General features: G+C 64.8%; 27 protein-coding genes. 10 read left to right on the top strand and 17 right to left on the bottom strand.

All coding sequences use genetic code 11. The features are described from left to right. Positions 1–43: 43 nt before the first annotated feature. The 5 genes from ACNA0R_RS13335 to ACNA0R_RS13315 form a co-directional block, all read right to left on the bottom strand. On the bottom strand, positions 44–1,807 hold the full coding sequence (locus tag ACNA0R_RS13335) for a gamma-glutamyltransferase family protein (RefSeq protein WP_415826495.1): 1,764 nt from the start codon (positions 1,805–1,807) through the stop codon (positions 44–46). Positions 1,808–1,868: 61 nt separating this feature from the next. Beyond that, entirely contained in the window at positions 1,869–2,924 is a 1,056-nt protein-coding gene (locus ACNA0R_RS13330) for a Bug family tripartite tricarboxylate transporter substrate binding protein (RefSeq protein ID WP_415826494.1), read from the bottom strand. A gap of 78 nt (positions 2,925–3,002) precedes the next feature. After that, positions 3,003–4,001 carry a tripartite tricarboxylate transporter substrate binding protein gene (locus ACNA0R_RS13325; protein WP_415826493.1) on the bottom strand — a complete coding sequence of 333 codons (999 nt, stop codon included), beginning with the start codon at positions 3,999–4,001 and terminating at the stop codon, positions 3,003–3,005. A gap of 51 nt (positions 4,002–4,052) precedes the next feature. Next, the gene (locus ACNA0R_RS13320) at positions 4,053–5,072 is read right to left on the bottom strand and encodes a dipeptidase (protein ID WP_415826492.1); all 1,020 of its coding nucleotides are present in this window, start codon (positions 5,070–5,072) and stop codon (positions 4,053–4,055) included. A gap of 107 nt (positions 5,073–5,179) precedes the next feature. Then, positions 5,180–6,439 carry an NAD(P)/FAD-dependent oxidoreductase gene (locus ACNA0R_RS13315; RefSeq protein ID WP_415826491.1) on the bottom strand — a complete coding sequence of 420 codons (1,260 nt, stop codon included), beginning with the start codon at positions 6,437–6,439 and terminating at the stop codon, positions 5,180–5,182. A gap of 136 nt (positions 6,440–6,575) precedes the next feature. Between ACNA0R_RS13315 and ACNA0R_RS13310 the strand changes: the two genes are divergently transcribed. Together ACNA0R_RS13310 and ACNA0R_RS13305 are read left to right on the top strand one after the other, a co-directional pair. Next, positions 6,576–7,340, top strand: coding sequence for an IclR family transcriptional regulator (locus ACNA0R_RS13310; RefSeq protein ID WP_415826490.1), 765 nt, complete (start codon positions 6,576–6,578; stop codon positions 7,338–7,340). A gap of 70 nt (positions 7,341–7,410) precedes the next feature. After that, complete coding sequence (locus ACNA0R_RS13305; RefSeq protein ID WP_415826489.1) at positions 7,411–7,974, top strand: helix-turn-helix domain-containing protein; 564 nt, start codon at positions 7,411–7,413, stop codon at positions 7,972–7,974. 9 nt (positions 7,975–7,983) lie between these two features. Here the strand turns inward: ACNA0R_RS13305 and ACNA0R_RS13300 are convergent, their stop codons facing one another. From ACNA0R_RS13300 to ACNA0R_RS13260, 9 genes are all read right to left on the bottom strand, one after another. Beyond that, a complete protein-coding gene (locus tag ACNA0R_RS13300; protein ID WP_415826488.1) occupies positions 7,984–8,631 on the bottom strand; it encodes a putative 2OG-Fe(II) oxygenase in 648 nt (215 codons plus the stop codon). 479 nt (positions 8,632–9,110) lie between these two features. After that, positions 9,111–9,335: a hypothetical protein gene (locus tag ACNA0R_RS13295; protein ID WP_415826487.1), complete on the bottom strand. Its 225-nt coding sequence runs from the start codon at positions 9,333–9,335 to the stop codon at positions 9,111–9,113. 179 nt (positions 9,336–9,514) lie between these two features. Next, positions 9,515–9,766: a hypothetical protein gene (locus ACNA0R_RS13290; protein WP_415826486.1), complete on the bottom strand. Its 252-nt coding sequence runs from the start codon at positions 9,764–9,766 to the stop codon at positions 9,515–9,517. Positions 9,767–10,022: 256 nt separating this feature from the next. Next, positions 10,023–10,304 carry a hypothetical protein gene (locus ACNA0R_RS13285; protein WP_415826485.1) on the bottom strand — a complete coding sequence of 94 codons (282 nt, stop codon included), beginning with the start codon at positions 10,302–10,304 and terminating at the stop codon, positions 10,023–10,025. Positions 10,305–10,307: 3 nt separating this feature from the next. Next, entirely contained in the window at positions 10,308–10,868 is a 561-nt protein-coding gene (locus ACNA0R_RS13280) for a hypothetical protein (RefSeq protein WP_415826484.1), read from the bottom strand. Positions 10,869–10,888: 20 nt separating this feature from the next. Further along, positions 10,889–12,010, bottom strand: a complete 1,122-nt coding sequence (locus ACNA0R_RS13275; protein ID WP_415826483.1) for a hypothetical protein — start codon at positions 12,008–12,010, stop codon at positions 10,889–10,891. Beyond that, positions 11,952–12,533, bottom strand: a complete 582-nt coding sequence (locus tag ACNA0R_RS13270) for a LysM peptidoglycan-binding domain-containing protein (protein ID WP_415826482.1) — start codon at positions 12,531–12,533, stop codon at positions 11,952–11,954. Before ACNA0R_RS13270 ends, ACNA0R_RS13275 begins: the two co-directional genes overlap by 59 nt. Before the next feature lie 12 nt (positions 12,534–12,545). Next, a complete protein-coding gene (locus tag ACNA0R_RS13265; protein ID WP_415826481.1) occupies positions 12,546–13,397 on the bottom strand; it encodes a hypothetical protein in 852 nt (283 codons plus the stop codon). Continuing rightward, positions 13,358–14,137 carry a hypothetical protein gene (locus ACNA0R_RS13260; RefSeq protein ID WP_415826480.1) on the bottom strand — a complete coding sequence of 260 codons (780 nt, stop codon included), beginning with the start codon at positions 14,135–14,137 and terminating at the stop codon, positions 13,358–13,360. The genes ACNA0R_RS13265 and ACNA0R_RS13260 overlap by 40 nt, the downstream gene beginning before the upstream one ends. A 578-nt stretch (positions 14,138–14,715) precedes the next feature. Here ACNA0R_RS13260 and ACNA0R_RS13255 point away from each other — a divergent pair. Then, entirely contained in the window at positions 14,716–14,988 is a 273-nt protein-coding gene (locus ACNA0R_RS13255) for an antitoxin (RefSeq protein WP_415826479.1), read from the top strand. Continuing rightward, complete coding sequence (locus ACNA0R_RS13250) at positions 14,985–15,461, top strand: type II toxin-antitoxin system VapC family toxin (protein ID WP_415826478.1); 477 nt, start codon at positions 14,985–14,987, stop codon at positions 15,459–15,461. Before ACNA0R_RS13255 ends, ACNA0R_RS13250 begins: the two co-directional genes overlap by 4 nt. 71 nt (positions 15,462–15,532) lie before the next feature. Here the strand turns inward: ACNA0R_RS13250 and ACNA0R_RS13245 are convergent, their stop codons facing one another. After that, positions 15,533–16,495, bottom strand: coding sequence for a threonine/serine dehydratase (locus ACNA0R_RS13245; protein ID WP_415826477.1), 963 nt, complete (start codon positions 16,493–16,495; stop codon positions 15,533–15,535). A gap of 96 nt (positions 16,496–16,591) precedes the next feature. Between ACNA0R_RS13245 and ACNA0R_RS13240 the strand changes: the two genes are divergently transcribed. Beyond that, the gene (locus ACNA0R_RS13240; protein WP_415826476.1) at positions 16,592–17,299 is read left to right on the top strand and encodes a helix-turn-helix transcriptional regulator; all 708 of its coding nucleotides are present in this window, start codon (positions 16,592–16,594) and stop codon (positions 17,297–17,299) included. 20 nt (positions 17,300–17,319) lie between these two features. Here the strand turns inward: ACNA0R_RS13240 and ACNA0R_RS13235 are convergent, their stop codons facing one another. Next, entirely contained in the window at positions 17,320–18,717 is a 1,398-nt protein-coding gene (locus tag ACNA0R_RS13235; protein ID WP_415826475.1) for a M20 family metallopeptidase, read from the bottom strand. A gap of 214 nt (positions 18,718–18,931) precedes the next feature. Between ACNA0R_RS13235 and ACNA0R_RS13230 the strand changes: the two genes are divergently transcribed. The 5 genes from ACNA0R_RS13230 to ACNA0R_RS13210 all read left to right on the top strand — a co-directional run bounded on the left by ACNA0R_RS13230 (position 18,932) and on the right by ACNA0R_RS13210 (position 25,714). After that, entirely contained in the window at positions 18,932–20,230 is a 1,299-nt protein-coding gene (locus tag ACNA0R_RS13230) for a hypothetical protein (RefSeq protein WP_415826474.1), read from the top strand. Between the two features lie 10 nt (positions 20,231–20,240). Continuing rightward, a complete protein-coding gene (locus ACNA0R_RS13225) occupies positions 20,241–21,554 on the top strand; it encodes a hypothetical protein (RefSeq protein ID WP_415826473.1) in 1,314 nt (437 codons plus the stop codon). Positions 21,555–21,864: 310 nt separating this feature from the next. After that, positions 21,865–23,004, top strand: a complete 1,140-nt coding sequence (locus ACNA0R_RS13220; RefSeq protein ID WP_415826472.1) for a hypothetical protein — start codon at positions 21,865–21,867, stop codon at positions 23,002–23,004. Between the two features lie 15 nt (positions 23,005–23,019). Beyond that, positions 23,020–24,429 carry a hypothetical protein gene (locus ACNA0R_RS13215; protein WP_415826471.1) on the top strand — a complete coding sequence of 470 codons (1,410 nt, stop codon included), beginning with the start codon at positions 23,020–23,022 and terminating at the stop codon, positions 24,427–24,429. Between the two features lie 52 nt (positions 24,430–24,481). Continuing rightward, positions 24,482–25,714, top strand: coding sequence for an aminotransferase class V-fold PLP-dependent enzyme (locus ACNA0R_RS13210; RefSeq protein ID WP_415826470.1), 1,233 nt, complete (start codon positions 24,482–24,484; stop codon positions 25,712–25,714). Between the two features lie 4 nt (positions 25,715–25,718). Here ACNA0R_RS13210 and ACNA0R_RS13205 read toward each other — a convergent pair whose 3' ends face one another. Beyond that, the gene (locus ACNA0R_RS13205; RefSeq protein ID WP_415826469.1) at positions 25,719–26,735 is read right to left on the bottom strand and encodes an AraC family transcriptional regulator; all 1,017 of its coding nucleotides are present in this window, start codon (positions 26,733–26,735) and stop codon (positions 25,719–25,721) included. Positions 26,736–26,842 lie beyond the last annotated feature (107 nt).

Here is a 26,842-nt window from a genome sequence, read left to right as displayed (position 1 = left end):
GCCGCGCTATCGCGCGATTGCAGCGCCACGGCCATGCCCGCGTTTACCACCCCGCGGCATAGGCCGGCCGCCGCGGATCGGCGCCGCCCCAGCGGATGCCGGTTTGCACGTCATGCCGCACCGCGCACATCGCGCCGGCGCGCCAGTTGCGGTCCTGCCACCATTTTACGGAATGGCCCATGGCCGCCAGCCGGTCGCCGACTTCCCTGGGTATCAGGTCCTCGATCATCAAGCGCCCCGGCACGGCGGTATGCGGCTCGAAGGATGAGGGAAAACTGAAGCTGGCGAAGCGCGGCGCTTCGATCGCCTGCTGCAGCTCCATCCCGAACACCTCGATATTCAGGAAGGTCTGCAACATCGCCTGCACCTGCACGTCGCCGCCCGGCGTACCGAAGGGCATCACATAGCCATCCGGCCGGATCGCCATGGCAGGATTGGGCGTCAGGCGCGGACGCCGGCCCGGACCCACGGCGCAGGGATGGCCCGCCTCGGCCCACGACTGGCTGCCTCGGCCGGAAGCGATCAGCCCGGTGCCCGGAATGACCGGCGAGTTGTAGGAACCATCGCTGGGCGTGGCGGAGAAGGCGTTGCCATGCTTGTCCACCACCGCCACATACGAGGTATCCAGGCGCGGATCCGTGCGCGCCGTATCGCCAGGTCGGGCTTCGCGCAACTCGATATCGCGCGCGCTGGGCAGGCGCCCGGCGGGCGGCATATCGGGGCCGGCGCGCTCGGGATCTATCATCGCCAGCCGCTGCCGCGCGTATTCCTTGGACAGCAGCGCCTGCTGCGGCACATCGGTATGGCGCGGGTCCGCGTAGTGCGCCTCGCGGTCCGCGAATGCCAGCTTGATGGTCTCGGTCAGCAGATGCACGTAGGCGGCGGAGTTGTGGCCCAGCGCCTTCAGGTCGCGCGGCTCCAGGATGTTCAGCATCTGCAGCAGCGACGGCCCCTGGCACCAGAAGCCGCAGCTATGCACGCGCGTGCCGTGGAAATCCGTGACCAGCGCCGGATCCACTTCGACACGGAAATCGCGCAGGTCCTCGTGCGTGACCAGGCCGCCTTCTTCCTTGTGGTACTTGACGATGGCGGCGGCGATATCGCCTTCGTAAAAGGCCCGGCGCGCGGCGGCCAGGCCGGCCAGGCGATCCTCGCCCTGATGCGCGCGCTCTTCGTCGGCCAGGTACTGCAGGGTGGAAGCCAGATCGGTCTGGCGGAAGATGGCGCCGGCGGGCGGCGGCTTGCCGCCTGGCAGATAGACCGCGGCGCTGGACGGCCAGCGCGCGTAGTTTTTGGCGTTCTCTTCCAGCACCTCCGCCATCAGCGAGTACATCACGAAGCCCTCGCGCGCCAGGCGGATGGCGCCCGCCGCGACGTCGCCGAAGCTCATGGTGCCGAAGCGCTCCAGCGCGGTGATCCAGGCGTCCGGCGCCGCGGGAATCACGGTACGCAATACGCCGGCCGGGATGGTGCCGTTGTGCTTCTTCAGGAAGTCTTCCAGCCGCGTGGCCTTGGGCCAGTATCCCAGTCCGGAAATGCTCCACACCTTGCGGGTTTCCGCCTGGTAAACCAGGATGGGCGCGACGCCGCCGAAGTTGACGATGTCGCTTTGCACCACGCCCAGCGCGATGCCCGCCGCGACACCCGCATCGACGGCATTGCCGCCGGCCTGCAGCACATCCATGCCCGCCTGCGTGGCCAGGTAATGGCCCGCCGCGATCATGTGATTCAGCCCGGTCAGCGTCGGCCGCATCGACAGCGGCGCGCTGCCGGCGGTCAGGTCGGGGACATAAGAGGTGGTCGCCATGCTGTTCTCCTGCACTTGCATTGCGCGCGCGTCACGCTACGCCGCGATGTTGTCCGGTGGATCACTGCGGCTTGATGCCCAGCCTGTCGGTGACCGTCTTCCACTTCGTATATTCGGCCTGGATGTAGTCCTTGAACTCCGCCGGCGTGCTGCCCTGGATGATGACGTCGCGCGCCTCCATGGCGCGGCGCACTTCGTCGCCTGTCAGCGCTTCCTTGGTCGCCTTGTACAGCGCGTCGACGATGGCGGGCGGCGTGCCCTTGGGCACCAGCAGTCCATACCAGGAGCCCCCGACCAGTTGCGGGTATCCCGCTTCTACGGTGGTGGGAATATCAGGGGCCCGGTCGAGCCGCTTCTTGCTGAAGATGGCCAAGGCCTTCAGCTTGCCCGCATGGATCAAGGGCAGGGTGGTGCCCGGTGTATCGAGCGTGTACTGCACCTGCCCGGCAATCGTGTCGTTGATCAGCGCCGAGCTGCCCTTGTACGGCACATGCACCGTCTTGATATTGGCGTCCTGGTTCAGCACCTCGGCAAAGAAGTAGTTCGCCGTGCTGATCCCGGGCGAGGCGTAGTTGACCTGTCCGGGATGGGCGCGCGCGTAGTCGACCAGCTCGGGCAGGGTATTCGGCGGGAACGCGGGATTGGCGACCAGGATGAAAGGCCCGCCGCCGATCAGCGTGACGGGGACCAGGTCCTTCAAGGGGTCGTATGTGAGGCCCTTGATCGTCAGCGGCGCGCCGGTCAGCGGCGAGCCGGTGGCGAACAGCACGGTGTAGCCGTCGGGTTCCGCGCGCGCCACCTGTTGCGCGGCGATGGTGCTGCTGGCGCCGGCGCGGTTTTCGATGATGACGGATTGATGCAGCACCTTGGACAGCTGCTGCGCCAGCACGCGGGCCACCGTATCGGTGCCGCCGCCGGGCGGATAGCCCACCATCAGGCGTATGGGGCGGTCGGGCCAGTCGGCGGCCTGGGCCGATGCGGTGTGGGCCGCGCCCAACACGAGCAGGCCGGCGGCCAGCAGCGCGGGCAGGCGTCGCCGCGTCGGCACGCGCTGCCGGATGGTGAAAGAAGCGCGCCGTGCCGCCGTGCGCCAGATCGAAAGTACCGGACTAATCATCGAACAACCCCTTGCAGCGTTATGCGTTATCGCTTTGCGTTGTACGGCCTGTCCCTGCAACCCGCCTGCTTGATGCGGCTACTTGTTCTGCGCCAGCCCCAGCTTGCGCACGATGTCCGCTTCCAGCTCGTACTGCTTGGCCGCGTAGGCGGCGTAGTCCTTGCCGTCCATATACACCAGCTCCTGTCCGTACTGCGTCAGCACCTGTTTGAACGGCTCGGACTCGGCAACCTGCTTGAATACCGTCCGCAGCCTGGTCACCACCTGCGGCGGCATGCCCTTGGGGCCGGCGATGCCGAAGGGCGCGTTGGCCGGCGGCGTGCCGTCCAATTCCTTCAGCGTGGGGACTTCCGGATACTGCGCGCTGCGGTTCCCGCCCCACGTTACCAGCATGCGCATTTTTTTCGCCTGAACGAGCGGCTGGACCGTGGTGGATCCGGCGTAGGCCGTGACCTGGCCGCCCATCACCGCCGTCAGCACATCCGATTCGCCCTTGTAGGGGATGTGGCGCCAGGTCACGCCGTTGCGCGTGGCGATGTCTTCCATCATCACATTGGAGGCGCTGCCCACGCTGGCGGTCCCGTAGGTCACCTCGTTGGGATGCGCCTTGGCGTAGCCGATGAAATCCGCCCAGGTCTTGAAGGGTGAATCGGTCGGCACGGCCACGCCCAGCGTGTAGCCGCTAAGCATCATGATGTAGGTGAAGTCATGTACCGGGTCGTAGCCCATGTCCTGGATGTGCGGCATGCGGAACACCGGACTGGGCAGGATGGCCAGCATATAACCGTCCGGCTTGGCCGTCTTGATGGCGCGCGCGCCCAGCGTCGCGCCGGCGCCGCCGCGGTTTTCGATGATGATGGACTGGCCCAGCCTGGGCGCCGCGAGTTCGGCGAACTTGCGGATGACGATGTCCGTGGATCCGCCGGCCTGATAGGGCACGACGATGTGCACGGGATAGGCGGGATAGGCGTCGGCGGATTGCGCCGCCGCCGGTCGCGACACCAGCGACGCGGCGCTCATGGCAATGAACGCCGCGCAACCGAGACTGCGTGAGAGGGTCTTCGATAATGCGGTCATCTGGATTCCCCTGTGAATTTATTCGATCGTCCGTGCTCGGCCGCCGGCGCGTCAGGCGGGATTCCAGCTCTGCGCGAACGCGCGCTGGAAGTTGCCGCCCAGCACGCCCATGATCTGCGTGTCGGTCAAACCGGCCTTGTGCAGCGCGTGGGTAAACTCGGGAAACTGCACCGGCGTGGGCGTTTCCACCGGATAGCGCGCCTCCATGACATCGCCGAAAGCGTTCGAGAAATCGCCGCCCGACGCCGCATACTTGGTGCGCGACATCACCATCACATGGCGTACGGCCTCGTAGGTATCCACCGACGGAAAATCCGTGCCGATGCCGACGTGTTCGTAGCCCACCAGTTGCCCGATATGGCGCACATTGGCGACGAAGTCCTGCAGCGTCGGCTGCTGCTTGGGATCGCCGCGCCAGTTCAGATAGGCATGGATGCTGCAGCCGATCACACCGCCGGTTTCGGCGACCGCCTTGATGACCTCATCGGACTTGTTGCGCGGGCGCGGGATCACCGCATTGGCATTGGCGTGCGTCAGCAATACCGGCTTGCTGGAAAGCCGTGCCGCGTCCAGGCAGGTCTGCGGCGCGCAATGGCTGAGGTCGATGGCGATGCCCACCCGGTTCATCTCCTTGACCATCTTGATGCCCAGGTCGCTCAGGCCGGCGTTGCGCTTTTCCAGGCAGCCGTCGCCCAGCAGATTGGCTTCGTTATAGGTCAGCTGGATGACACGGATGCCCAGGGTATGGAACAGGGCCACGCGATCGATCTGGTCGCCCAGCGGACGGCCGTTCTGCCAGCCCATGATCAGGCCGAGCTTGCCGGCTTGCTTCGCGCGGGCGATGTCCTCGGCGCGTTCCACCAGCAGCCAGGGCGAGTCGGGCGCGGCGCAGCGTTCGCGCCAGGTCATGGCGTCCCTCAGCGCCTGCTCGAAATCCGAGCCCATGTCGGTCACCGTCAGGTTGATGGCGCTGACCCCGCCGGCCAGCATGTCGCGCGCGCTGCCATCGCTGAAGAAAACCAGGCCGTCGATGATGGTGGATCGTCGGTGCAGGTCGCTAGTGTCGGTCATGAGTGGATTCCGTGATCTGGATGGTGGTTTGTTGGTTCGTCGTTCTGGCCGCGCTTGGGCACATGGGGGAGGGCGCGTACTGCGCCACGCCGATCGTTTCGTCGTGGCTACTCCGTATAGCGGCCAAAGCGGAACGGCTTCAGGTCGACCGCGGGCTGCGTGCCCTGGATCAACTGCGCCATGGCCTCTCCGACCGCCGGACCGATGCCGAATCCATGCCCGGAAAACCCGGACGCCAGATACAGGCCGGGAAGTCCCGGGACGGCGTCCATCACCGGCATCGCGTCAGGTGTCACGTCGATATAGCCCGCCCACGATTGCGCGATCCTGGCCTGCCTGAAGATCGGAAAGGCATCCGACAACCGCTGCCAGGCCTGCTGCACGCCGCTGCGCGAAGGCAACGGATCCAGCACCCGATGGCGCTCGAAGGGCGACACGTCTTCCGCCGCGAACCGCCGCGGCGTCGCCAGCTCTTCGAAGAAACGCTTGCCGAACCGCAGCCGTACGAAAGTATTGTTCGCCAGCCATGGGCGGATGAAGTGCCGCATCAGCCGGAAGCTGTCCGGCACCAGATCGGCCATCGAGGCGCCGAACTGCGACACGGTGTAGCCGCCGTCGGCGCGCTTGCGGCAGGTGAAGTCCTTGCCGTTGATGGCCGCCGTCAGGCCCGCGTCGAAGGGCTGCGTGCGTATCACCGACCCGCGCACCTTGAGTTGCGGAAAATCCGCGCCCAGGTTGCCGCAGAACAGCCGCGACCATGCGCCCGCCGCGACCAGGACGGCCTGCGCGGATACGCGGCCTTGTTCGGTGATGACGGCTGAAACCTGTCCGGCGGCGCGTTCGATGCCGCGCACCGCGCAGTGTTCACGAAGGACAGCGCCTTCCCGACGTGCCAGTTGTGCGATGCCCTGCACCGCCATCTGCGGCTCGGCCACGCCATCGGTGGCGCTATACATCGCGCCTGTCCACGCGCGGCCGGACTCCGGCATATGCTTGAGCGTCGCGCGCCGGTCCAACTGGACGGCATCGACACCGTAGATGCCGGCCTGGTCCATCCACGCCTGATGGCCGGCGGCGTCGGCGTCGGTTTCCTGCAGGTACAGCATGCCGGTGCGCCGGAAGCCGACGTCGATACGGGTCTGGATATCGCCCCACAACTGATTGGAGCGGATCGCCAAGGGGACTTCCGGCAAGTCCCGCCTCAGGGTGCGCACCCAGCCCCAATTGCGCGACGACTGCTCGCAAGCCAGCGTGGCCTTTTCAAACAGGACGACGCGCACGCCGGCGCGCGCCAGCGCATAGGCGGTGCTCACGCCGATCACCCCGCCGCCGATGATGGCGACGTCGAACATCTCTTTCGAATCCAAGCTGGACCCTCGCCGCGGTGTAGCCTGTTGTTTTGTTTTATCGCTATGCGATAATGAAATCCGTATAGCGATACTTATAACGCGGGGTATCCCGCGCAACAACGTAAGGGTTTCCCTAATTTTTTCAGGAGACGCCGTGCCCGAAGCATCCGCCTTGTTGATCCAGTCCCTGGAAAAAGGCCTGGCCGTACTGGCATCGTTTCGACCCCATGCGTCGATGAGCCTGCAGGAAATCGCCAAGGAAAACGGCATCACCATGGGCTCCGCGCAACGGGTCGCCCATACGTTGGAGCAGACCGGCTACCTGACCCGCGATCCACGCAGCAAGCGCTACAGCACCACCGTGAAGGCCGTGGGCCTGGGCTACAGCTACCTGTACCGCCAGCCGCTCTTTCAGCATGCGCATGCCGTCATGCATCAGTTGAACCAGGAGTGCGGCGAGATCGTCAACCTTTCGGTGCCGGACGACCAGGACAATATGGTCTTCGTCATGCGCGTCGCGCCGGCCAAGCACATTCCCGTCTATATGCCCGTTGGCACGCGCATACCCTGCGTCGCTTCGGCATCAGGCCGCGCGCTATGGGCGCACCTGCCGCCGGCGGAGCTGGACAAAAAGCTGCGCGCCATCGCCCGCATCAAGCACACGCCCCGTACCACCACCGACCCCGCCGCACTGCGCGCGCTGATAGACGAAGCGCGGCGTGATCATTACGCCTATGCGGATGAAGAGTTCTATTCCGGGGATGTGAATGTCGCCGCGACGATATTGGACGACGCCGGCGAACCGGTGGCGGCGGTGAATATCTCGGTCCCCAAGCCGCAATGGTCGCTGGAGCGCGCGCGGGGCGAGTTGGGACCGCTGGTGATCCGCGCCGCGCGGGCGATCGGCAAGCATACATAGAAGCGGTTGTAATCGGCTGTAGCGCTAATGGTCATCGAGCATGACCGCACGACGCCAAGGAGCGAAAGGAATGACGCGGGTGGCAAAAGCGAACGGCCTGTCACGCGAACAGCGCTGCCGTTCTTTCAGCGAAGAAGGCAACCAAAAAATGCTGACCGTCATTCACCTCAACGGCCCGATCAACAGCGGAAAGTCCTCGGTCGGCCGAGCCTTGGCGGATCTTCTGCCAGAGGCTGCTTTCATCGACGGCGATGATCACGATGCGCCCGATGACGCGAGTCTTCCTGTGAGGATCCAGGCCGCCTTGTGCCGGATCGAAATCCAGATCGCCAAGGCTACGGGGGCTTATCTGATCGTCGCTTATCCTCTCGACCAAGCGCACTACGACCGGCTCCGTGTCGCCGCCGGGAGGCGGAGAGCACGCTTTATCGTGCTCACGCTCGCGCCTCCGCTGGAGGTCGCGCTCAGTGATCGCGGGACGCGGAAGCTCACAGATGGCGAGCGAGAGCGCATCATCGAGATGTATAGGGAAGGCTATCAAGCACGCGCTTTCAGCGACGCTGTCCTTGACACCGCCGGCCTGGCTCCGGAACAGAGCGCGCAGCTGGCTGCCAAAATTGTTCTCGTCTCCTGAGCGAACGGCTCAAGCCTGGCTACGAGGCTTCGCTTCGTACGCGACACTGCCTGCGATGACTCGACGCGTTCGAGTGTCGGTGTTGGGCGTGGTGTAGTGCATCAGATAGCGCGGGAAGATAATCATGTCGCCTTCCTGCGGCTCGATAAACTTGATCAAGCTATGGCGCGGAACCGCGAACCCGCCACGGCCGATCGGGCCGCGCGGGTCCATCAAGGCGATCTGCCCGCTGCCATCCTTGGGCGTCGTCAGGTAGTAGACGAACGCCAGGTCGGACCCCTCGTGGTAGTGCGCATGCACCGCGTCCTTCGCATGGCCGTTGCGCTGGACCACGAACCACATCGTGACGCGTTGCTCGTACTCTCGCATCGCCTCGCCATATACCTCGGCCGCGTAGGCGTCGCATTGCGACAGAATGATAGAGCGTATCGCGTCTAGGTTGTCGTTGCGAGTGCGCTCGAAAACCTGGGTGTCGTAGCGCGTGTACTTGGTAGTCGCCGTCGCGGACCGCCGCTCGTCGTTCGCCAGCTCGTCTTCGTGCTCCGCGGCGAAGTCTTGAAGTGCTTGATGCACGGATGGATCGACGACGCCGGAGTCGAGCAGGTTTACGTGAGATACGGGCGTCGCCCAAAGCCATTGGATCGCGGAGTCGGACATGTCGGTGCGGATATGCGGGTTAGCGCCGTCTCACGCCAACGTGGCGACAGCACCTTTGCTTATCCGAAGAGCTTTTAAAAAGTTTAGCCGCCGAGCGTCAACGCTTGGGCCTTGGCAGCGCGCACTGCCTTGGCGGCCAGTTGCTTCGCGAGTTCGTAGACTCGTTTTCGCCAAGTGTAATTGATATACATTGCTGTCGCCTTAGTTCAACGGCACGAAGTCCAGCAGGTTTGCGCTGAAGATGTCCAATGCACAACCCTTCCCGAGCTGGGTCTTCCGGGCCCATCGCTGATGTTCATAACGCCCGTGGCCTCAACCTTGAAGCGAGCGTTCGCTCAATTTTCGTTCGCCAGCACCTCTTGCTTGCACCCGTGCGTCCGCGCAGGCCTGCAAGTACCACGTCAAAATTCAACCCGATGGGGTGGGGCGTAGATGCGGTGATCGTGCGGACTAGACGGCCTTCCGCCGTGCAATTGCTACTACTGATTCGCCTTGCCCAGCCGCTCAAAGTGTCCACCGAAGTCAACGGACGCGTCCTTGTTGATCGTCGTCTTGTACTCCAGCGGGAACATCGCCTCGACCGATATATCCGTCATGCCGGGCTGCGTTTTGAGAAAGGCTTCCAACTGCTTTCTGGAGAGAGCGACCAGACTCATGTTCACGTGAAATGTGCGCTCGCCGCCAAATAGGCCGAAGGAAAACACGCGCTTGATTCCTACGACGTAGCCGTCGAACGACTTCCCATGTGGCTCTGGTCGACAGTGCTCGCTCCGATTCCGGAAGCTCTTCTCCAGTCATCACCGGGTGGTAGAGATCGTCCTCATTGTCATAGCGCCAAATCGGGCAAGCCACAAAATCTGCAGCAGTCGCAACCTTCTTCGCCTCAATGGGCAAGTTGAACTCCCTTAATCAGGCCGGCGTCCCGAATAATCAATTGCGCCGGTGTCCGACCAGAAGTCGGCGTTATGACGATGTTCTGACCAATACCGCCAATCGGGTCGAATCGGTCAAAGTAGCGTGCGGCGACAACCGGGTCTTCCAGGTCCATGATTTGGATCGGAACGTCCTTGACACCCGCTAAGTTGAACGCGACGAGACGACGATTGTCGATCGAGAGCGGCAGCCAGTCGTGCATGACGACTTGTAGCAGATCGCCGACTTGGTCCGCCGTGACCCTCCCGGCTCTGAGGTCGGATACGAGACTGTCGACCGTGCCGCCCTTAGAGAAAAACGGGCTCGCATCGGACTGTGTAAAGCGGAGTTGAGCAGGGTCCGCACGATAGAAGCCCGGCGGTATGTCTCCGCCTGCGCTGAAGTCGATCAGCCCCGTTCGACCGGTGCCCCATGCACCTCCGGTATTGCCAAGCTACGCCGGTCTTGTATGCCGCGATTCAATCGAAGACGACACTCAGCCCCTGAAATTCGCAAGCACGCCGAAAGTTGTCGGCAATGCGCTTCTGAACATCTTCTGGAAGCGTCGATGAATCACCCTGCCACGCCTTGAAGGCTTCGCGAGATACGTTGACGGCGGGTTTTCCATTGAGGAAGCCATCTTCAATTTCCACCTCCATTACCTTGGAGCCCTCCCGATACTCGGCGGAGAAGCGCTCAACGAATTGGAGCGCAAAGCCTTCGTCGCTCTGCACACCTTGCTTGTTCAGCCAAGTAAACATAATTCAGTTCCCAAAGGTGTATCGCGGTTTGAGATAGATGGCATCGAGGCCCGTGACGTTCGGGTTCGTCGAGAGCGCTGGTAACTCTATCGTCCGAAAAACGCTCGTGGGACGGACAGAACCAAGCACGGCGCGCACTTGGCCGCTGGCTTGTTCCGCTGCGGCTTGAGAAACCTTACCCCAGATTTCAGTTGCTTCAGCACGAGTAAACGGCGAGTTCACCCCGAAGAGCTGTTGACTATCGAGCCACTGCCCGCCCGGCGTCATCTCAAGCGTCATGCCGCCTGCGCGTTGTGCGAACGCCGTCGACTGGCTTACCCCATCCTTTCCAAGTCCAGACCAGAGCACGAACGAGTCGCGCGGGGTGGTGAGTCCGAGGCGGTTGGCCTCTGCCACTACCTGCGCAGGAGTCCAGCCCTCCAGGGCATGGGTGACAGTTCCACCGACAGTAGGCGCGGTATTGCCAACGTTACCTGCAAACGAATCCCCGAGGCGTCTTGTGGCCTCACCCGCAATGCCGCCAATACCTTCGCCTATTGTAGCTAAACCTTTCCCAATGACCAAGCCTGTACCTGCGCCAAACCCTAGCGCAACACCCTCGCGCGCCACGGTATCCCAATCCCCAAAGTAGGCCGCAACACCATCTCCGCAACAGGAGCCAAAGGATTAGGTATGAGGTCCTGAATGGTCAGGCTGCCATTCTGTGCAGCGACTCCGGCTTGGCTCCACGGTTGAAATGTTGCTGACCCAGAGCGTGGGCCGGCAGATGTGTCTGCCATAAAGGCAGGCCCCCCTGACAAGGCGTTCGACCCCATTCGGAAAAGGTCGGCCCATTCAAGTGCGACCTCTTTAACCCCGTTCAAGACCTTTCCGATACCGTCGTGAACGATGTATCCCGCGTGTTGCGCGTCCGATGGAGGCGGATCCATTACTGACCGATCATCGCTGCTGCGCAGCAGGCCGGTGGCAAAATCGCGCCCGGCGCGACCGGAAGCCATAGCCTCGTCGATACCAGACCAACCGGAGTCAGTTGTTCCCCCATATCCGGCGGCTACCATTACCGGTGGGGTGGTGCTACGCGGATAGTCGGACGCAATTGCGGCGGGCTCACTCAAGAGCTGGGTCGGAAGCTTCGCGCTGTTCGTGTCGAATCCATAGGATACATACGACGAGTCCGTGTTGGCACCGTAACGTAGGCTTTGAGGCTCGACGGTTTCGAGATCGGCCTGCGTGACGCGCAAGCCGAGACCATGACCTGCGGCCAATCCTGAACCAGCGCTGTAATCTTGACCGCTGAGGTCACCGCCTAGGGACAGTTGGTCAACAACAGAATTTCCCAATGCATTCCCGAAAGCGTCTGTTGCCACCTGTATGGCGTTCACCTTGCCCCCAGATAGAACGGACACCGTCGTACCCGCTGCCACGGCAGAAGCGAAACGGGAGGTAAGGTTGTCGCCAAACCGACTTCCCAGATCCGTACGGACGTTGCTTCCCACGCCCGCGCCGACAGCCGCTGCCGCAACGCCGGCCCAACTGAATCTGGATTGCGCGCCGACTGCCATCGCGACGCCTTGGCTCAGGGTATTGGAGATCGCGACACGTGCGATAGCCGACCCGGTGCTTGGTGAGGTAAGCGCTTTGCCGATGTTACTTAGGGGTGGAATTGGAAGATTCGGCTGCAGCGCCGAGACCTTCGCCCACACCATAGGTGACGCCTGCAGCAAGCGCGCTGGTGCCGACCGCGCTCCAGCTAAATTTGTCCTGGACCCCAAGCGCCATGCCTACGCCTTGGCTGACGACGCTGCCCACGGCGGCTGCAACCGCAGCCGTAGCGACACCCGCCGCGACCGTGCCAATCGATGTGGCTAGTGCCGCGGTAACAGGGGCGAGTGCGCCCATGGTGAAAACCGTCGCAACGACAGCCACCACCGCGACGATAATGGTGCCTATCCCGCCGCAGCCGCCACCGCCCCCAGAGTCTTCGGGTTCTGGCACGGGCATGGTCGGCGTGGTGTCGCCGATAATCTTTCCCGCGTCGTAAGGCTTGAAGGTCTTGTAGTCGTTTCTATTGCCAGCTACGCGGTTGGGGATGTTGATCGCCTGACCCACACGCATATCGCGATCGCCGCTCAATCCGTTCGCATCCGCGATCAGATACCACAACTTGCTATCGCCATACGCCGTTTGTGCGATGGATTGAAGCGTGTCCCCGGCTTGCACGGTGTACAAGCCCGGTGCAGCCTAGTGATTGGCGCCGTCGATTGGTCGATAGGTTGGCGTGAAATCTCCTTGGCCAGCCGTCGGACCGACCGTCCCCATCAGTTCACCATTAACCACCAAGGATCTGATCGTTGTGCCATTCTGCGTCCTTTCCAGGATCTTGCCATCAACGTCATTGATTAAGGTTTGGTTCTTCGTGCTGTCCTTCTGATCGACGACGGACGTTAGATTGCCATTGACGTCATAGCCGTAGGTCGTCGTACCCGGCTCGTACACCGTGCTGGTCCCCGACAACGACGCTTGCACATACCCCTCGAACCGCTGCATCGTATACGTGTACGTGTTCACGTAATGCTGCTGGTCGAAGTTCTCCACCACATACTGCAGGACGTTCCCGGCGTTGTCGTAGCTGGTGTAGGTGGTGTTCGACTTCTGCGTCAAGGCGCCGTTGGACTTGAGCATCATGACGTGCTGGTCTATCAGCCGGCCCGCTGCGTCGTACTGGTTGTGTTGGTAGGTGTTGTCTAGCCCGTTCGCCGCAAGGAAGGCGCCGCCGACTGCGGTGTCGATACCGGACTGCACGACGCGGCTGGCGCTGTCGTAGAAGCGGACGTCGGTGGTGTAGCCATCGCGCGTGGTCTTGACCAGACGGTTCATGCCGTCGTACTGATAGCGCTCCGTGGTGTAGCCCGCCGTGCTGCCGTTGGCGCCCAGTGTTTTGGCCCAGTATGTATCGCTGATACGGTTGCCGTTGTAGTCGAACGTCAGCTTGTGGCCTTGGGCCGAGTTGATGTTCAGGCTCGCGTCCATGCCGTCGACCGTGGTCTGGCGGTTCATACTGTCATAGCCGTACCACAGGTTCTTGGACTGCATGTTGGACGCGCTGTCCAGATACGTGGTCTGGACGTGAATCCGGTTGCCGTTGGCGTCGTAGTCGATGCTCTCGTGGACGTGGCCGCCGTCAGTGATGTCGCGCAGCAGGCCCAGGGCGTCGTAGGCCAGGTAGTTGTCCTGGTAGACAACCCCGCCTTGCGTGGTTTTCTCACGGATCTTGTTGCCGGCGTTGTCGTACTGGTATTGCGTGACCTGGCCCAGTGCCTGGTCGACGACCTGGGGCAGCTGGCCGGACTGTCGTAGCTGTACGTAAAGTGCTGGCCGCGGGTGTTGGCTTCGTCGACGAGTTGCCAGGCGGAGTTGTAGGTATAGAAGTACTGGGCGCCGCCGATGTCCTTGTGGCCGATCAGGTGGCCGAAGTAATCGTAGGTCCAGGTCGCGCCATTGCTGTTGGCGTCAGATTCGAAGATCTTGTTGCCCTGGGCGTCGTAGGCGCTGCGCACTTCGACACCTATGCCGGGTTGCCGTACGCCGACGACATTGCCGCGCATGTCGTAGCGGTAGTAGGTGGTGGCGCCCGCGCCGTCGGTAGTGGTCAGGCGGTGGCCCATCTGGTCGTAGGTGTTGCTCTCGACCAGGGAGGAGACCGCGGTGTTTACCAGTCGGAAGGCGCTGTTTACCGTGTAGCTGGCGACGACGGCATGGCTGGTGGTCAGCAGGCGATCCAGCTTGTCGTAGGTGTAGCCGGTGCGGTTGCCCATGGCTTCCACCCAGGCCACCTTGTCGCCGAAGGCGTTGTAGTCGTAGTGCTCGATGCCGCCGTCGGCGTCGTAGACGCTGCCGTTGACGTTGCCGTTGGCGAGCGCGGGTCCGTGATGCTAAGGACATTGCCCCAGCGGTCGTAGAAGCGCACCAGGTCTTGATCATGGTGACCTAGCCGGCCGTGTCGGAGACGCAGGGTGTAGATCAGGACGGCGGTGAGGTCCTGTAGCCGCAGTGGTCGCCGGGGTACGCGCGGGCTGAGTTGGGGCCGTAGGTGACTCGCGCGGTGCCAGCGGCCGGTAAGGATGCGTGATCTGTCGGCGTACGTTACGGTCCAAAAAAACCAGACCGTCCCGGCATACCAGAACTGGGGATGGTTCAACCCCCCGTGCCAAACTTTAGGAGGCCATTTCAATCGTGGCTAGCGTGGTGCCATATTGGCCCTTGCACTGGCGTCTAATTACTGGAGTCCTACATGCCCCTACGCCATTACTCCCGCAGTATCCTGCATGCTGGGGACGTGCCGTCTTTTGATGTATATATGCCACGTATATACAGCGCTATAATGCGACGAGGGTTGCACCGGAGACGCCTCATGTCCATTACCAGGCAGACACGAGTATTCAAATCAGGGAATAGTTGGGCAGTCCGTCTGCCAGCTGGATTCCGATTCAACTCCGATATCGTCTACATCACGCGCGACGACTCCACCGGCACAATAATGATTTCTGAGCGGCCTATTTCCCCCGCCTGGGACGCTTTTTTTAAGCTTAGAGATGAGACTGTCGTTCCGGCCGATTTTCTCAAGGAGCGTCCGCTGAACAGCACGGGAAATAGCGATGGAATCTTTGACGACTGGAAAGAATGAGGACTGTCGTGGATTCCCGGTTATTTATGTTGGACACGGACGTATGCAGTTATCTGGTGCGGGGCGGCAGCCCGCGTTTGGAAGCTCGACTACGTAGCGCTAATCCAGACCAGCTCTGCATCTCAGTGATTACTCGTGGCGAACTGCTTTACGGCCTGGAGCGCAGGCCCGATGCCACTCGATTGGCGCGCTTGGTTCATGCCTTGCTCGACACCATTCGCGTCCTTCCTTGGGAGGCGGGCGCTGCCGGATGGTATGCGCGTGTTCGGGCACAGTTGGATAAGGAGGGTACGCCGATTGGTTGCGCTGACACCTTGATCGCGGCGCATGCAATAGATGTGGATGCGGTACTGGTCACGAACAATGTCAGACACTACGACCGCATAAAGGTGCGGCGTTTCAGGCATGAAAACTGGGCTGAAGATGGGGCCGTGTCCCGTGGCTCAGTTCGGCGGGAATCGAACAAGCCATAAAACTGTACCGAGGGGCTGCCACGCGAAAGCCGAGCCGCGAGAAGGGCGTTCATCCGCTCGTTGCGACCACGTCACCCTATCGCCCCCACGAACCGATCCACACCAATATTCCGTCCGCACAGCACCACAGCGACTTTCTTGCCGCGCCATTCGTCTTTACGCTGCATCAGCCCCGCCATTGCGACACCCGCCGCGCCTTCGACGATCCAATGCTCGGCCTCGGCCACGGCGCGCATGGCGGTGGCGATTTCCTTTTCCGAGACGGTGACCCGGTCATCGATGACCTGCTGGCAGATCGGGAAGGTGATGGAGCCTTCTTCCACGGCGCCGGCCGTGGCGTCCGACAAGGTGGGACGTTCCTCGACGTCGATGATGCGGCCGGCCTCCAAAGCGCGCAGCATGCAGACGGAGTTCTCCGGCCAGACGCCGACCACGCGGGTCTTGGGCGATAGATGCTTGATCGCGGTCCCCAGTCCGCCGGCCAGCCCGCCGCCACCCACGCATACGAATACCGCGTCCAGCGTGTCGGCGCCGGCCTGTTCGGCGATTTCGACGCCTATGGTGCCCTGGCCGGCGACGACATGGAAATCGTTGTACGGCGAGATGTACGGCACGCCATGTTCGGCGCCGTAGCGGCGCGCTTCCAATTCAGCATTGATGGGCGGCGCGTCCAGGACGACGAGCCTGGCGCCCAATCGTTCGATGGCGTCGAGCTTGCCGCGGACCGCCGATGCCGGCACGTACACGGTAACCGGCACGCCGGCCCGTGCGCCGGCCCACGCGACCGCCATGCCATGATTGCCGGTCGATGCGGTGACCACGCCGGTCTGCCGCGCCGCCGCGCCCAGCACGCTGATCTTGTTGGTCGCGCCCCGCACTTTGAAGGCGCCGATAGGCAGCAGATGGTCGCACTTGAAGCTGAGTTCGCAGTCGAGCGCGTCCGACAGTTGTCCGCTGTATTCCAGCGGGGAGACGGGCACGTGCGGGCGGATGGCCGCATGGGCCGCCATGATGGCGGCGGGCAGGTCGTTCATGGGATGCTCCTGGTTCGCGGTCCGCGGGACTCGGCTCGGGTATCGCCGGATATTAGACGATAAAATCCAGATTGGAAAAATATACCAGGAGCCTGTATGGCGAAGAGGGATAAGGCGGGCGTCAAGGCATCGGGCGCCAAAACAGCCCGGACCCATGCGTCGCACGACGGGAAGGCGCAATCGTCCGCCGGCGCGTTGCGGCCTTACTACGTCATTGCGGATGCGCTCGCCGCGCTATTCAGTCCTTTCGTGGAGGCGGTCGTGCACGATATGCGGACGAACAGCGTCGCCTATGTCGCCCATCCGTTTTCGCCGCGCGCGGCCGGCGACCCATCCGATCTGGAGGAGGTCGACTTCGCCCCCGACGCATCGGTCATCGGCCCTTACGAGAAAATCAATTGGGACGGACGTCGCATCAAATCGGTGACCGCGGTGCTGCGCGATGAGCAAGGCCGTTCGATAGGGTTGCTGTGCGTGAACGCCGACGTGACGGAATTCGATACGGTCCGTCGCATGCTGGACGGTTTCCTGCGTGTACCGGATAACGGTCCAAGTCCGGACGATCTGTTCCGCAACGACTGGCACGAGCGCATCAACCGCTATATCGCGGACTGGATCGCGGCGCGCGGCACTACCGTGGCGCGGCTGGATCGTGAGCAGCGCCGCGGCCTGATCGAGGATCTGTATCGCACCGGGGCCTTCGATGGCAAGCGGGCGCCAGCCTACGTGGCGGGCGTGCTGGGCATCAGCCGCGCCACGGTTTATGCCCAGCTGGCTGATATCAGGAGCGCCGCGGGCGGATAGTCTTCGCGGCACTCATCGCGCTATTCGCGCTGCAAGGCAGGGGTCTGCCCCGAACCCATATCCCAATACAGGCCCGTCATCAGCCGCAAGCCCTCGCGCAGCAGCTCCGGCGGCAGGTGTTCGTTCGGCGCATGCTGGGCGCATGACGGATATGAATGCGGGACCCAGATCGTCCGCAAGCCCAGCACTTCCGTGAAGATGTCGTTCGGCAGCGAACCGCCCAGGTTGGGCAGGATGGCGGGTTTCTTGCCGCTGGTCTTTTCCAGCGACGCGACGGTCCAGCGCACCCAGGGATCGTCGGGATCCAGGCGGGTGGCCTTGAACATGTTTTCACGCGACAGCGACAGCCGCACCATGGGGAAGCCATGCCGATCCAGATGCCGGCGCAGGGCGGGCAGCAGGTCATCGGTATCGACCCCCACGACGAAGCGCAGCTGGCAGCGCGCCCAGGCCCGCGGCGGGATCGCGTTGACGGGTGTCTCCGGATTGCCGGTCTTGAAAGCCAGCACTTCGAAAGAGCACCAGCCGTAGACCTGCTCCGCGGGTGTCAGCCCCGGTTCGCCCCAATCCGGATCGATGGCCGGCCCATCCGCGCCGCCATCCACGTCGCAATCGGCCAGGACGCGCCGTACCGACGCCGGCAGTTCCTTCGGTACCCAGGCGGGAATGCGGATCTGGCCGGTCGGGGAGACGATGCTGGCGATCGCATGCGCCAGCTGGATGCCGGGATTCGACAGCAGGCCGCCCCAGTTGCCGGAATGGTGGCCGCCTTCGCGGGCCTCGATGGTCATGTCGAAGTTCAGCCCGCCGCGCGCGCCCAGGAAGACCGTCGGTCGTTCCGCCCGCAGCCGCGGGCCGTCGGAAGCGACCAGCAAGTCCGCCGCCAAGAGTTCGCGGTTGTCCTCGCAAACCTGGCGCAGTCCCGGCGAGCCGTTTTCTTCTCCCATCTCCACCAGGAACTTGGCATTGAAGCCGAGCGCGCCGCGGGTTTCCAGCACGGTGCGCAGCGCTTCCATATTGACGGTGTGCTGGCCCTTGTTGTCGGCGATGCCGCGCCCGTACCAGCGGCCCTGCGATTCCGTCAGGGACCAGGGCGACAGGCCTTCGCGCCATTCGGCATCGAGGCCGCGGATGACGTCGCCATGGCCATAGCCCAGTACCGTGGGCGCCGCGGGGTCTTCGATCCGCTCCGCATACAGGAAGGGTGCGAGTGCCTTGGGGTGAGTCAGCGTGCGGCAGTTGAAGCCCATGGCCTGGAAGGCGGGCTGCAGTTCCGTGTGCAGGTAAGCCGCCAGCTCCGCGGCGCGGTCCGGATTCTGGCTTTCCGTGGGCATGGCGATACGGCGGGCCAGGCGTTCACGAAATCCGCCGGACTGGAAGTAGTCGTCGGCACGGGCGAGGGCCGCATCGCGGGTCATGGGCTGTCCTTCGGTGGTTTCGGGCAAATGTTTGTACCAGAGCGCGGCGGTGCGCGCGATTGGCGTAAGTCTCTATTCCAGGACCGGCGGGAGAGCGGGCGCAAGCAGGCAACCCGCGGCGCGCCGGAACCGTGGGCCTGCATCGCTTACGTAAGCGCTTCGAAAGCTTGCCGGGATCTCCCGGCCGCACCGCAAACCAGACCGGAGACGCCGCATGGATTTTCCCCAACTCTTAAGCTCCGCACCCGATGTCTATGGAATTGCGCCGGATGACGATGCGCTGGACCGCAGCAACTTCAATGCGACGTCGGGACGCAGCCGTGCACAGGCGGCGCCCAGGTGGCATGACGGGCAGCCATCCGCGCGCGGCCTGTTGAACAGGGCCGCGCTCGCGGCCGGCCGTGCGGCGGACCGTCGCGCGGCCGGGTCCGAGCCCATGGACCAGTCCGGTCCGCCGCCGGGCGTACGCGGCGGGCAGGGCGCTTCCGTCGCCGCGGCCGCGGCGCCTTCGGCAACTTCGGCGACCGCCGGCTTTTCGGACTATCACGCTTTCGGCGGCGTCATCCCGCATTCGTTTCCGATGGGCCGCGCGCCTTTCAGGGATTTGAACGGGCAAATGCAGCAGCCCACCGGACGCATTTGCGATACCGAAACCGTATGGATGACGGGGCAGGTATTGAAATCCGCGCTGCAGTACGCCGCGCCGGCGGCGCGCGACCTGCCCATCGCCGCCTATCTGGACCTGGACGTGGACGTGATGCTTGCGACAGGCCTGTTCCGGCCGCTGTCCATGGATGCGGCCGTCGTGCGTGAACAGCGCATCAAGTGCGAGGTGGTGCAGGCATTGACGCGCCTGGATGCGTCGCCGACCTTCCGCCTGCTGGTACGCATGGCCGCCGCCAAAGACCGCCTTCCGGTGTCCGGGCCGGGTCGCTGGACCGCCAGGCTGATATTGCCGTTGGGTTTCGATCACAGTCCGTACGCCAGCGACTGCAACGGCAAGCAGGCCGTCTATGGCGGCGATTTCCGCGCCGACCACGGCAAGCGCATCCTGACTTTGCCGGCGTCGACCCGCGAACCTGTCGCGGGTCGCTACTACCTTGCCACCGACGGCGTGCTGCAGCCCATGAGCGCGCAGGCCTGCATGATACGGTCCTTGGTAAGCGCGCTGACGAATGCCGTGCCGATCGCCCATCAGCCCTGGACGTGCGCCGATGGCGCCATCGACCCGCGGCGCATCGTGCAGCTCGGGATGGGCGAACGCGGCGTCGTGGATGCCTTGACCCAGCGCATCGTCCGGGAACTCGACCCGTCTGCCGCCCCGTGGCTGTCGCCGCTGCCCTTTCGGGACCAGGACCTGATCCCACCGCGCAGCCAGGTTGTGCAGAGCGCTCGCTTTCAGCCTGCCCTGCGTCAGGCCTTGGCGGAAATCGGTGGCCTGTCCAGCCTACAAGCCTATGTGATGGCGCAGGACGATTATCTGGACGCGCGCTACCCGGTAGCGCGTGGCTGAAGGAGCCCACATGTTTCCCAATCCGATCCCGCCCGTCGGTTCGTCGCTAGCTCCGACACCGCCCAGGGCCCCCGGCGCCGCCTCGTTCTCGTCGGGGCAGGGCCGTGCCGCGCGCGTGGACCTGCCGCCCAGGTGGTGCACCGGCGTGCTCCCGGCCAAGCTCGTGGCTTGCCTGCCGTCCGAAACGCGGCGCGCGGCAGGCCTGGCCATGCCGCCCGCCGCGGGCGGCAGCGCCGACGTGGCTTGCACCTCTCATGCGGCGGCCGCTATCCCCGACGATCCATCCGCTTCGCCGCCCCGAACGCACGCGGGCGCCATGGGCGATGGAGCCCAGTACACGTGTTCGAATGCCGAGTTCCTGCAACTGTTCCGCACCGCGCATCCGGGCGTTCAGCCCTGTATCGGCCTGGTCCCGCATGAATTGCGCATGGGCCGGTCGCGCTACCTGGATCTGAATCAGGTGGAGCGGACGCCGACGGGCAATATTTCCGAAACCGAGACCGTGTGGGATAGCTGCCTTGTGCTGTCGGATGCGCAGGGCCGCACGACTCCCGCCGGGCAGGATCTGTCGTCGTCCTTGTATTTCGATTCGATCCTGCTGCAGGCCGAGCCCGCGCCGGGCCAGATAGCGGCGTTTCTCGCGCAGAAACAGGCGGAACGGCAGACGCTGGTGACGCTGCTGTCGCGCCTGGACATGTCGGCCACGTATCGCCTGCTGCTGCGGCGGGCCGTCGACCAAGGGCTCCTCAACCTGTCCGGCCCGCAACGCTGGTTCGTCGCCCTGGTGCCGCCCAGCGCCCAGCGTGACGGAATGGCCTTCTATGGCGCGGCGGATTCCACCCTCGGCGTCGACCGCGCCAGGCGGCTGATCACCCTGCCATTGCGCGACGACAGGCCGGTAGGCAACTTCCTGCATCTGTTCGCGGGCGGGAGGCTGATGCCGATGGATCCCGTGTGCCACGCGATACGGGCCATGGTATCCGTGCTCAGCGAAGCGAACCCGCACAGCCCATTGGCATGGACGGGCGCGGACGGCCGCGTCGACCCGCAGCGCATTGTCCAGCTGGGCGCGGGCGAGCGCGGCGCGGTGGACTACCTGTCGCAGCGCATCCTGGCGGAATTGGGCCTGGACTACCTATGGCTGTCGCCCCTGACGTTCGCCCAGGGCGGACCGGACATCGTCGCCACCGACGTTCCCCTGGTCTGGCGCCTTGGCGAGACCGCGCGGCGCGCGTTCGACGCCATCGGCGGCATCGACGCGGTGGAGCAATACGTGGCCTGGCAGAACGCTTATCTGGAAGAGCTGTTTCCGCTGCAACGCTAGGCCGCGAAACTTGTCGCGGCGAGGCGGAACCGCCGCCGCCCCTCGCTTACGTAAGCGCTTCGATAGTGGGCGGGGCCGCCGGGCCTGGGCGCATGTCCGCCACGCCCCGCGCTCATATAACCGGAGACGCCGCATGCAGGTTGGTACTTCTTTATTTTCTTCACAGGACGCAATCCATACCGCCGCGGGCGGCAACGCGCCGCGGCAAAGGATGGCACGCGTCAGGTCCTTCAATGTCGCGCCCGGGCAGGGCCGCGCGACGATGACGCAGAGCCGGAGTCATGTGTCCACCCATGCGCGGCACGGGCTCATGCGAGCCACCTCGGTGGATTCAGGTGTCCTGCTGAATCCGCTGGAATGGCCGGCCCTGCCATCGAAGGGGCCGCAGGCGACGGGCGGCACGATCGCCACGTCCATCAAGCCGGCGCGCTCGGCCGACCGCAGGCTGGCGGACATCGTGCCGCACGGATTTCCCATGGGCCGTACGTCCTTCCACGACCTGAACGGCGATCTTCGGCATCCCACCGGCCGCGTGGGCGCGACGGAAACCGTTTGGACCACGGGCCAGATACTGACCGCCGCGGCGAAGGCGCCGGTTCCTCCCGAAGGCGATCTGCCGCTGTTCGCCTATTTCGACGTAGCGGTGGATATGGGCGCCGACGCGGTCGTCCCGGAGCATGGCGATCGGGCCATGGTTTACCGGCAGGTGCTCACTCAGTACGTGGTGCACGCGATGAACCATCTGGAAAAGTCGCCGACCATGCGGAAGCTCATACGCATGGCCGTCGCGCAGGGGCGCCTGTCCATCGCGCCGCAAGGCCGCTGGGTCGCGAAGGTCGCCCAGCCGGACGTCCTCCGTAGTCCCTATAGCCTGCATGGCTTCGAAAGCACCCACGCGACTTATGTGATTCCCTTCCAATCCGATCCGGCGCAACGCGTGCTGACGCTGCCGCCGCCGATCAGCGAGCCCATCGGCGGCCGCTACTATCTTGCCCCGCCGGAAACCGGCACGCAGCCGGCGGCGCCGTGCCGGGCAACGCTGCGGCCGCGCAGCGTGCAGGCTTGCATGATACGGGCAATGGTCAGCTCGCTGACGGGCGTGGCGCCCAGCCTGCATATGTCGTGGATGGACGCTCAAGGGGAGGTGGATCCGCGGCGCATAGGTGAACTCGGGGTGGGTGAACGCGGCGCCGTGGATGCCCTGACCCAACGGATCGGCCGCGAACTGAATCTGCCTGATTGCGCATGGCTGTCGCCTTTGCCTTTCGGCGACGGCAGCCTGGTGACACCGCCCGGACGCCAGTGGCCGGAGCCGCGCCTGAACGACGCGGTCGAGCGGGCGCTGGACGCCATCGGCGGCGTCGACGCCGTCCGGCGGTATGTGGCGGCCCAGGATGAATACCTGGAGTCCCGTTATCCGCTCCGGCTGGCGACGGCTTCCCTGAATTGATCCTGGAGGTCGCCCATGCAACCCGTTTCTTCGAGCGGTCAGTCCGCGCCCGGTACGCCGCCCGCCATCGCCCCCCGGGGCTTGCTGGGGGCCCTGGGCTTCAGGGTCTCGTCCGCTGTTGCCCGGCTGGACCTGCCGCCCAGCTGGCTGGGGGAGCTTCCGCGTCAGGTGAAGCTGGTGACGTTCGCTGTTTGCGAGACGCCGCGGGCGCAGGCTGCCGCGGGACGCTCCATCCAGCTTATGACATCGACCCTGCTGCCGGTGGTGTCCATGGCGCCGCGGCCGCCCGCGGTATCCACGCCCGAGGCCGCGCCGGCGGATCCGGCGGCATCGCGTTCCGCGGGTTCGCCATCACCGGCGGCCCTGGAGGCGCCGGCCATAGCGCCTGCCGGCGCATCGGCGGCAGGCCCATCGACCTCCGCCGCACCATCCGCCGCATCGACCGCCGCCGATGACTTCATACGATCGTTCCGAGCCCTTTACCCCGGCATGCCTGCCCACCCCGCCCTGGTTCCCGAAAGCCTGCGCATGGGCCGGCTGCCCTATCTGGACCTGAGAGGTATCGCGCGCAGCCCGACAGGCTTGATCTCCGAAACACAGACGGTATGGGACGCCTCGCAGCTGCTGTGGAGTGCGGCCCGGGCTCCCGTCCCGCCGGAAGGGGATCTGGCGTCCATCTCGTATTTCGACGTGAACGTCGCCGCCGAGGCCATCGACGCCATCATGCGCGACGATTTCGAGCCCGGGCCTACATTCCGGCAATGGGAGACCGACAAGCTGGCCGTGCGGACGTTCCTGACCGAGATGGACAAGTCGCCCACGTTTCGGAAACTGGTCCGCCTGGCCGTCGAACTGAAGCGCCTGCCCCTGACGGCCCCGGGCCGGTGGGGCGTGTCGGGCACGAGTCCGCTGCCGGGCTCCGGCCCGGACGCCGCGCTGTACGGCCAGATGGGCCCGGATCTGGGAACGCGCCGCATTGTTGTCCCGCTGCGCGATTCGCGGCCGCTAGGCAATGAGTACTACCTGTTCAAGGGCGGCGTACTGCTGCCGATGAACGCGGCCAGCCAGACCGCGCGCTATTTCGTCAGCGCCTTGACGGGCGCCATGCTGCCCTATAGCGGCTCATGGCTGGGCGCCGACCAGCGCGTCGATCCGATGCGCGTCGGCGTGCTGGGCGCGGGCGAGCGTGGCGCGGTGGACTATCTGGTCCAGCGCATCTTCAAGGAATTGGAGCTGGATTACTGCTGGATATCGCCATTGCCTTTCACGCGCAGCCAGCCCCTGATGCTGCCCGATGGATCGTGGGCGGCGGTGCCCGATGCCGCCATGGAGAGTGCTTTCGATGCGCTGGGCGGGATTGCCGCGGTACAAGGCTATGTGGAGTGGCAGGACCAGTACCTGGGGCTGCTCTTCCCGTTGGGCTAGCATAGAGCGCTGCGCCGCCGCCCGGCGGCATCCCGGTCCGGAGCCAGCAAGCATGAACGACACTTCCCCCGCCGCGGCGGCCGATCCCGTCGCGCTCGACGATACCGCCATCGAAGCCCTGCGCGCCCGTACGCCGGGCACGCGCACCACGGTGCACTTCAATCACGCGGGTTCGTCGCTGCCTTCCGTCGATACGCTGGAAACGATGCGCAAACAGCTGTGGCGCGAGGCCGAGATGGGGCCGATAGAAGCCGGCGCGGCGGCGCGCGACCTGGGCGAGCAGGCCCGCCTACTCGCCGCGACGCTGTTGAACGCGCGGCCGGCCGAAATTGCTTTGACGACCGGCAATTCCATAGGCTGGGGCAGCGCCTTTGCCGCCCTGGGGAATTGGCAAACCGGTGACCGCATACTGGTCGCGCGCCACGAGTGGGGCGGCAATATCGCCGCGATGCACGTGGCCGCCGTGCGCCACGGCGCGCGTATCGAAGCCATCCCGTCCGACGACACCGGCATGGCGGATCCGCGCGCGCTGGAAGCCATGATCGACGAGCGCGTGCGCCTGGTCTGCGTGACCTGGCTGCCCGCCAATGGCGGCCTGATCAATCCCGCGGCCGCCATCGGCGCGGTGGCGCGCCGGCACGGCATTCCGTATTTCGTCGACGCCGCGCAGGCCGTGGGGCAGCTACCCATCGACGTCAATGAAGTCGGCTGCGACGTGTTGACCGGCGTGGGCCGCAAGGCGCTGCGGGGACCGCGCGAAACTGGCCTGTTGTACATCCGCCAGGATTTCCTGCCGCGCCTGACGCCCGCGCTGGCCGATACGAACACCGCGCCCCTGGATGAGCACGGCGTGCCGGTGATGCGCACGGACGCGGCGCGCTTCGAACCTTCCGAAAGGTCGTACGTGCTGCGCTGCGGCCTGGCCAATGCCTTGCGCGAAGCCCTGGATATCGGCATCGGCAACATACGGACGCGAGTCGACCGCAATGCGCGCTCCTTGCGCGGCCTGTTGGCGGACATCCCGGGCGTGGAGGTGCTGGACCAGGGGCGGGAGCGCTCGGGGCTGGTGTCGTTCACTCTCGCGGGACGGGACGCCGGTACCCTGATGCGCGAGCTGGCCGGCAAGGGGATTTCGATCAGCGCCAATGGACCGGCATACACGCCGCTGGATATGCGGGCTCGCGGGCTGGCCGAGATCGCCCGCGCCTCGGTCAGCTACCTGACCACGGACGATGAAATGGACAGGCTGGCCGAGACCATCCGCGCGCTGGGGCGGGCGGCCTGAGGCGTCAGGCGGCGTCCAAGTCCTGCGGGGACGGGCGTGCCTGCACGCGAAAGGCCATGGGACTGAGTCCGGTCCAGCGCTTGAACGCCCGCTGCAAAGTCCGGGCGTCGCTGAATCCGCATTCCAGCGCGATCTGCTGTATGGACCGGGTGGAATGCGCCACCAGCGACAAGGCGCGTGAGCGCCGCTCCTGGCATAGCAGGTCGGCATAACTGCTTCCGCGTTCGGCGAGCCGCCGGCGCAGGGTGCGTTCGCTGATATGCAGCGATTCGGCGATCGCGCTCAGCGCCGGCGGGGCGGCCAGGTCGCGCCGTATGGCCTGCACCACGCAGGCCTGCATGGCGCAGACCGTGGCGGGCGCTTCGGCCCGCGCCAGCTCGCGCCGGACCTGGCGCAGCACGACCGGGTCGGCGCTGCGCACGGCATAGGGTTCGACGGGAAAGTAGATGCGGTTCTCCGGGCTGCCGAAGCGGACCGGGCAGCGGAAGACCCGTTCGTAGGCCGCGCCATACGGCGGCCGCTCCATGACCAGGTCCACCCGGCTGGGATTGAAATGCGCGCCCACCACCTGGCGGCCCAATTGCGTCAGCGACGCCAGCACCTTGTCGATCAGGAAGATGGCCACGTCGCGCTCGGCGAACGGCGCGCGCGCCACCAGGCGGAAAGCCTGGCTGGTTTCCTCGCCATGCAGGCTGGGCAGGCAGCCCGCATGGTGCTGGTGCTCGATGATGAAGTCCAGCAATTGGCGCGATGACGCGCATGCCATCAGGCCCAGCGCAATCAGTCCCCATGACACGATGTTGACGCCCGCGCCCATTTCCAGGCCCAGCACGGGATCGCCCAGCACGGGCAGGGCGCGCCGTATCAATTGGGTGGCTTGCCTGCCGGACACGAAAAAACCGTCCTGGTTGAGGTCGTCCGGCGAAAAGCCCAGGCCGTCGCACAAGGGCCGCGGATCCCGGCCGCGCCGCGCGACTTCGTTGAGCAGCTGGCGCAAGGTAATCGGGCGGATATTGGCCACGGCAGGATTCGCCGTCACGCCCGATGAGGGCGGGAGCGGGGCGGGTACGCCGGGCGCGCCGGCTTGTGGCGGGCCCGGTCGGGGTTCAGTGCTACTGAGCATCGTCA

The organism is Bordetella sputigena, from assembly GCF_965137885.1.
Lineage (GTDB): Bacteria > Pseudomonadota > Gammaproteobacteria > Burkholderiales > Burkholderiaceae_B > Bordetella_C > Bordetella_C sputigena.
The sequence above is the reverse complement of the archived record's forward strand: the minus strand, read 5'-3'. Positions and strand labels throughout refer to the sequence as shown.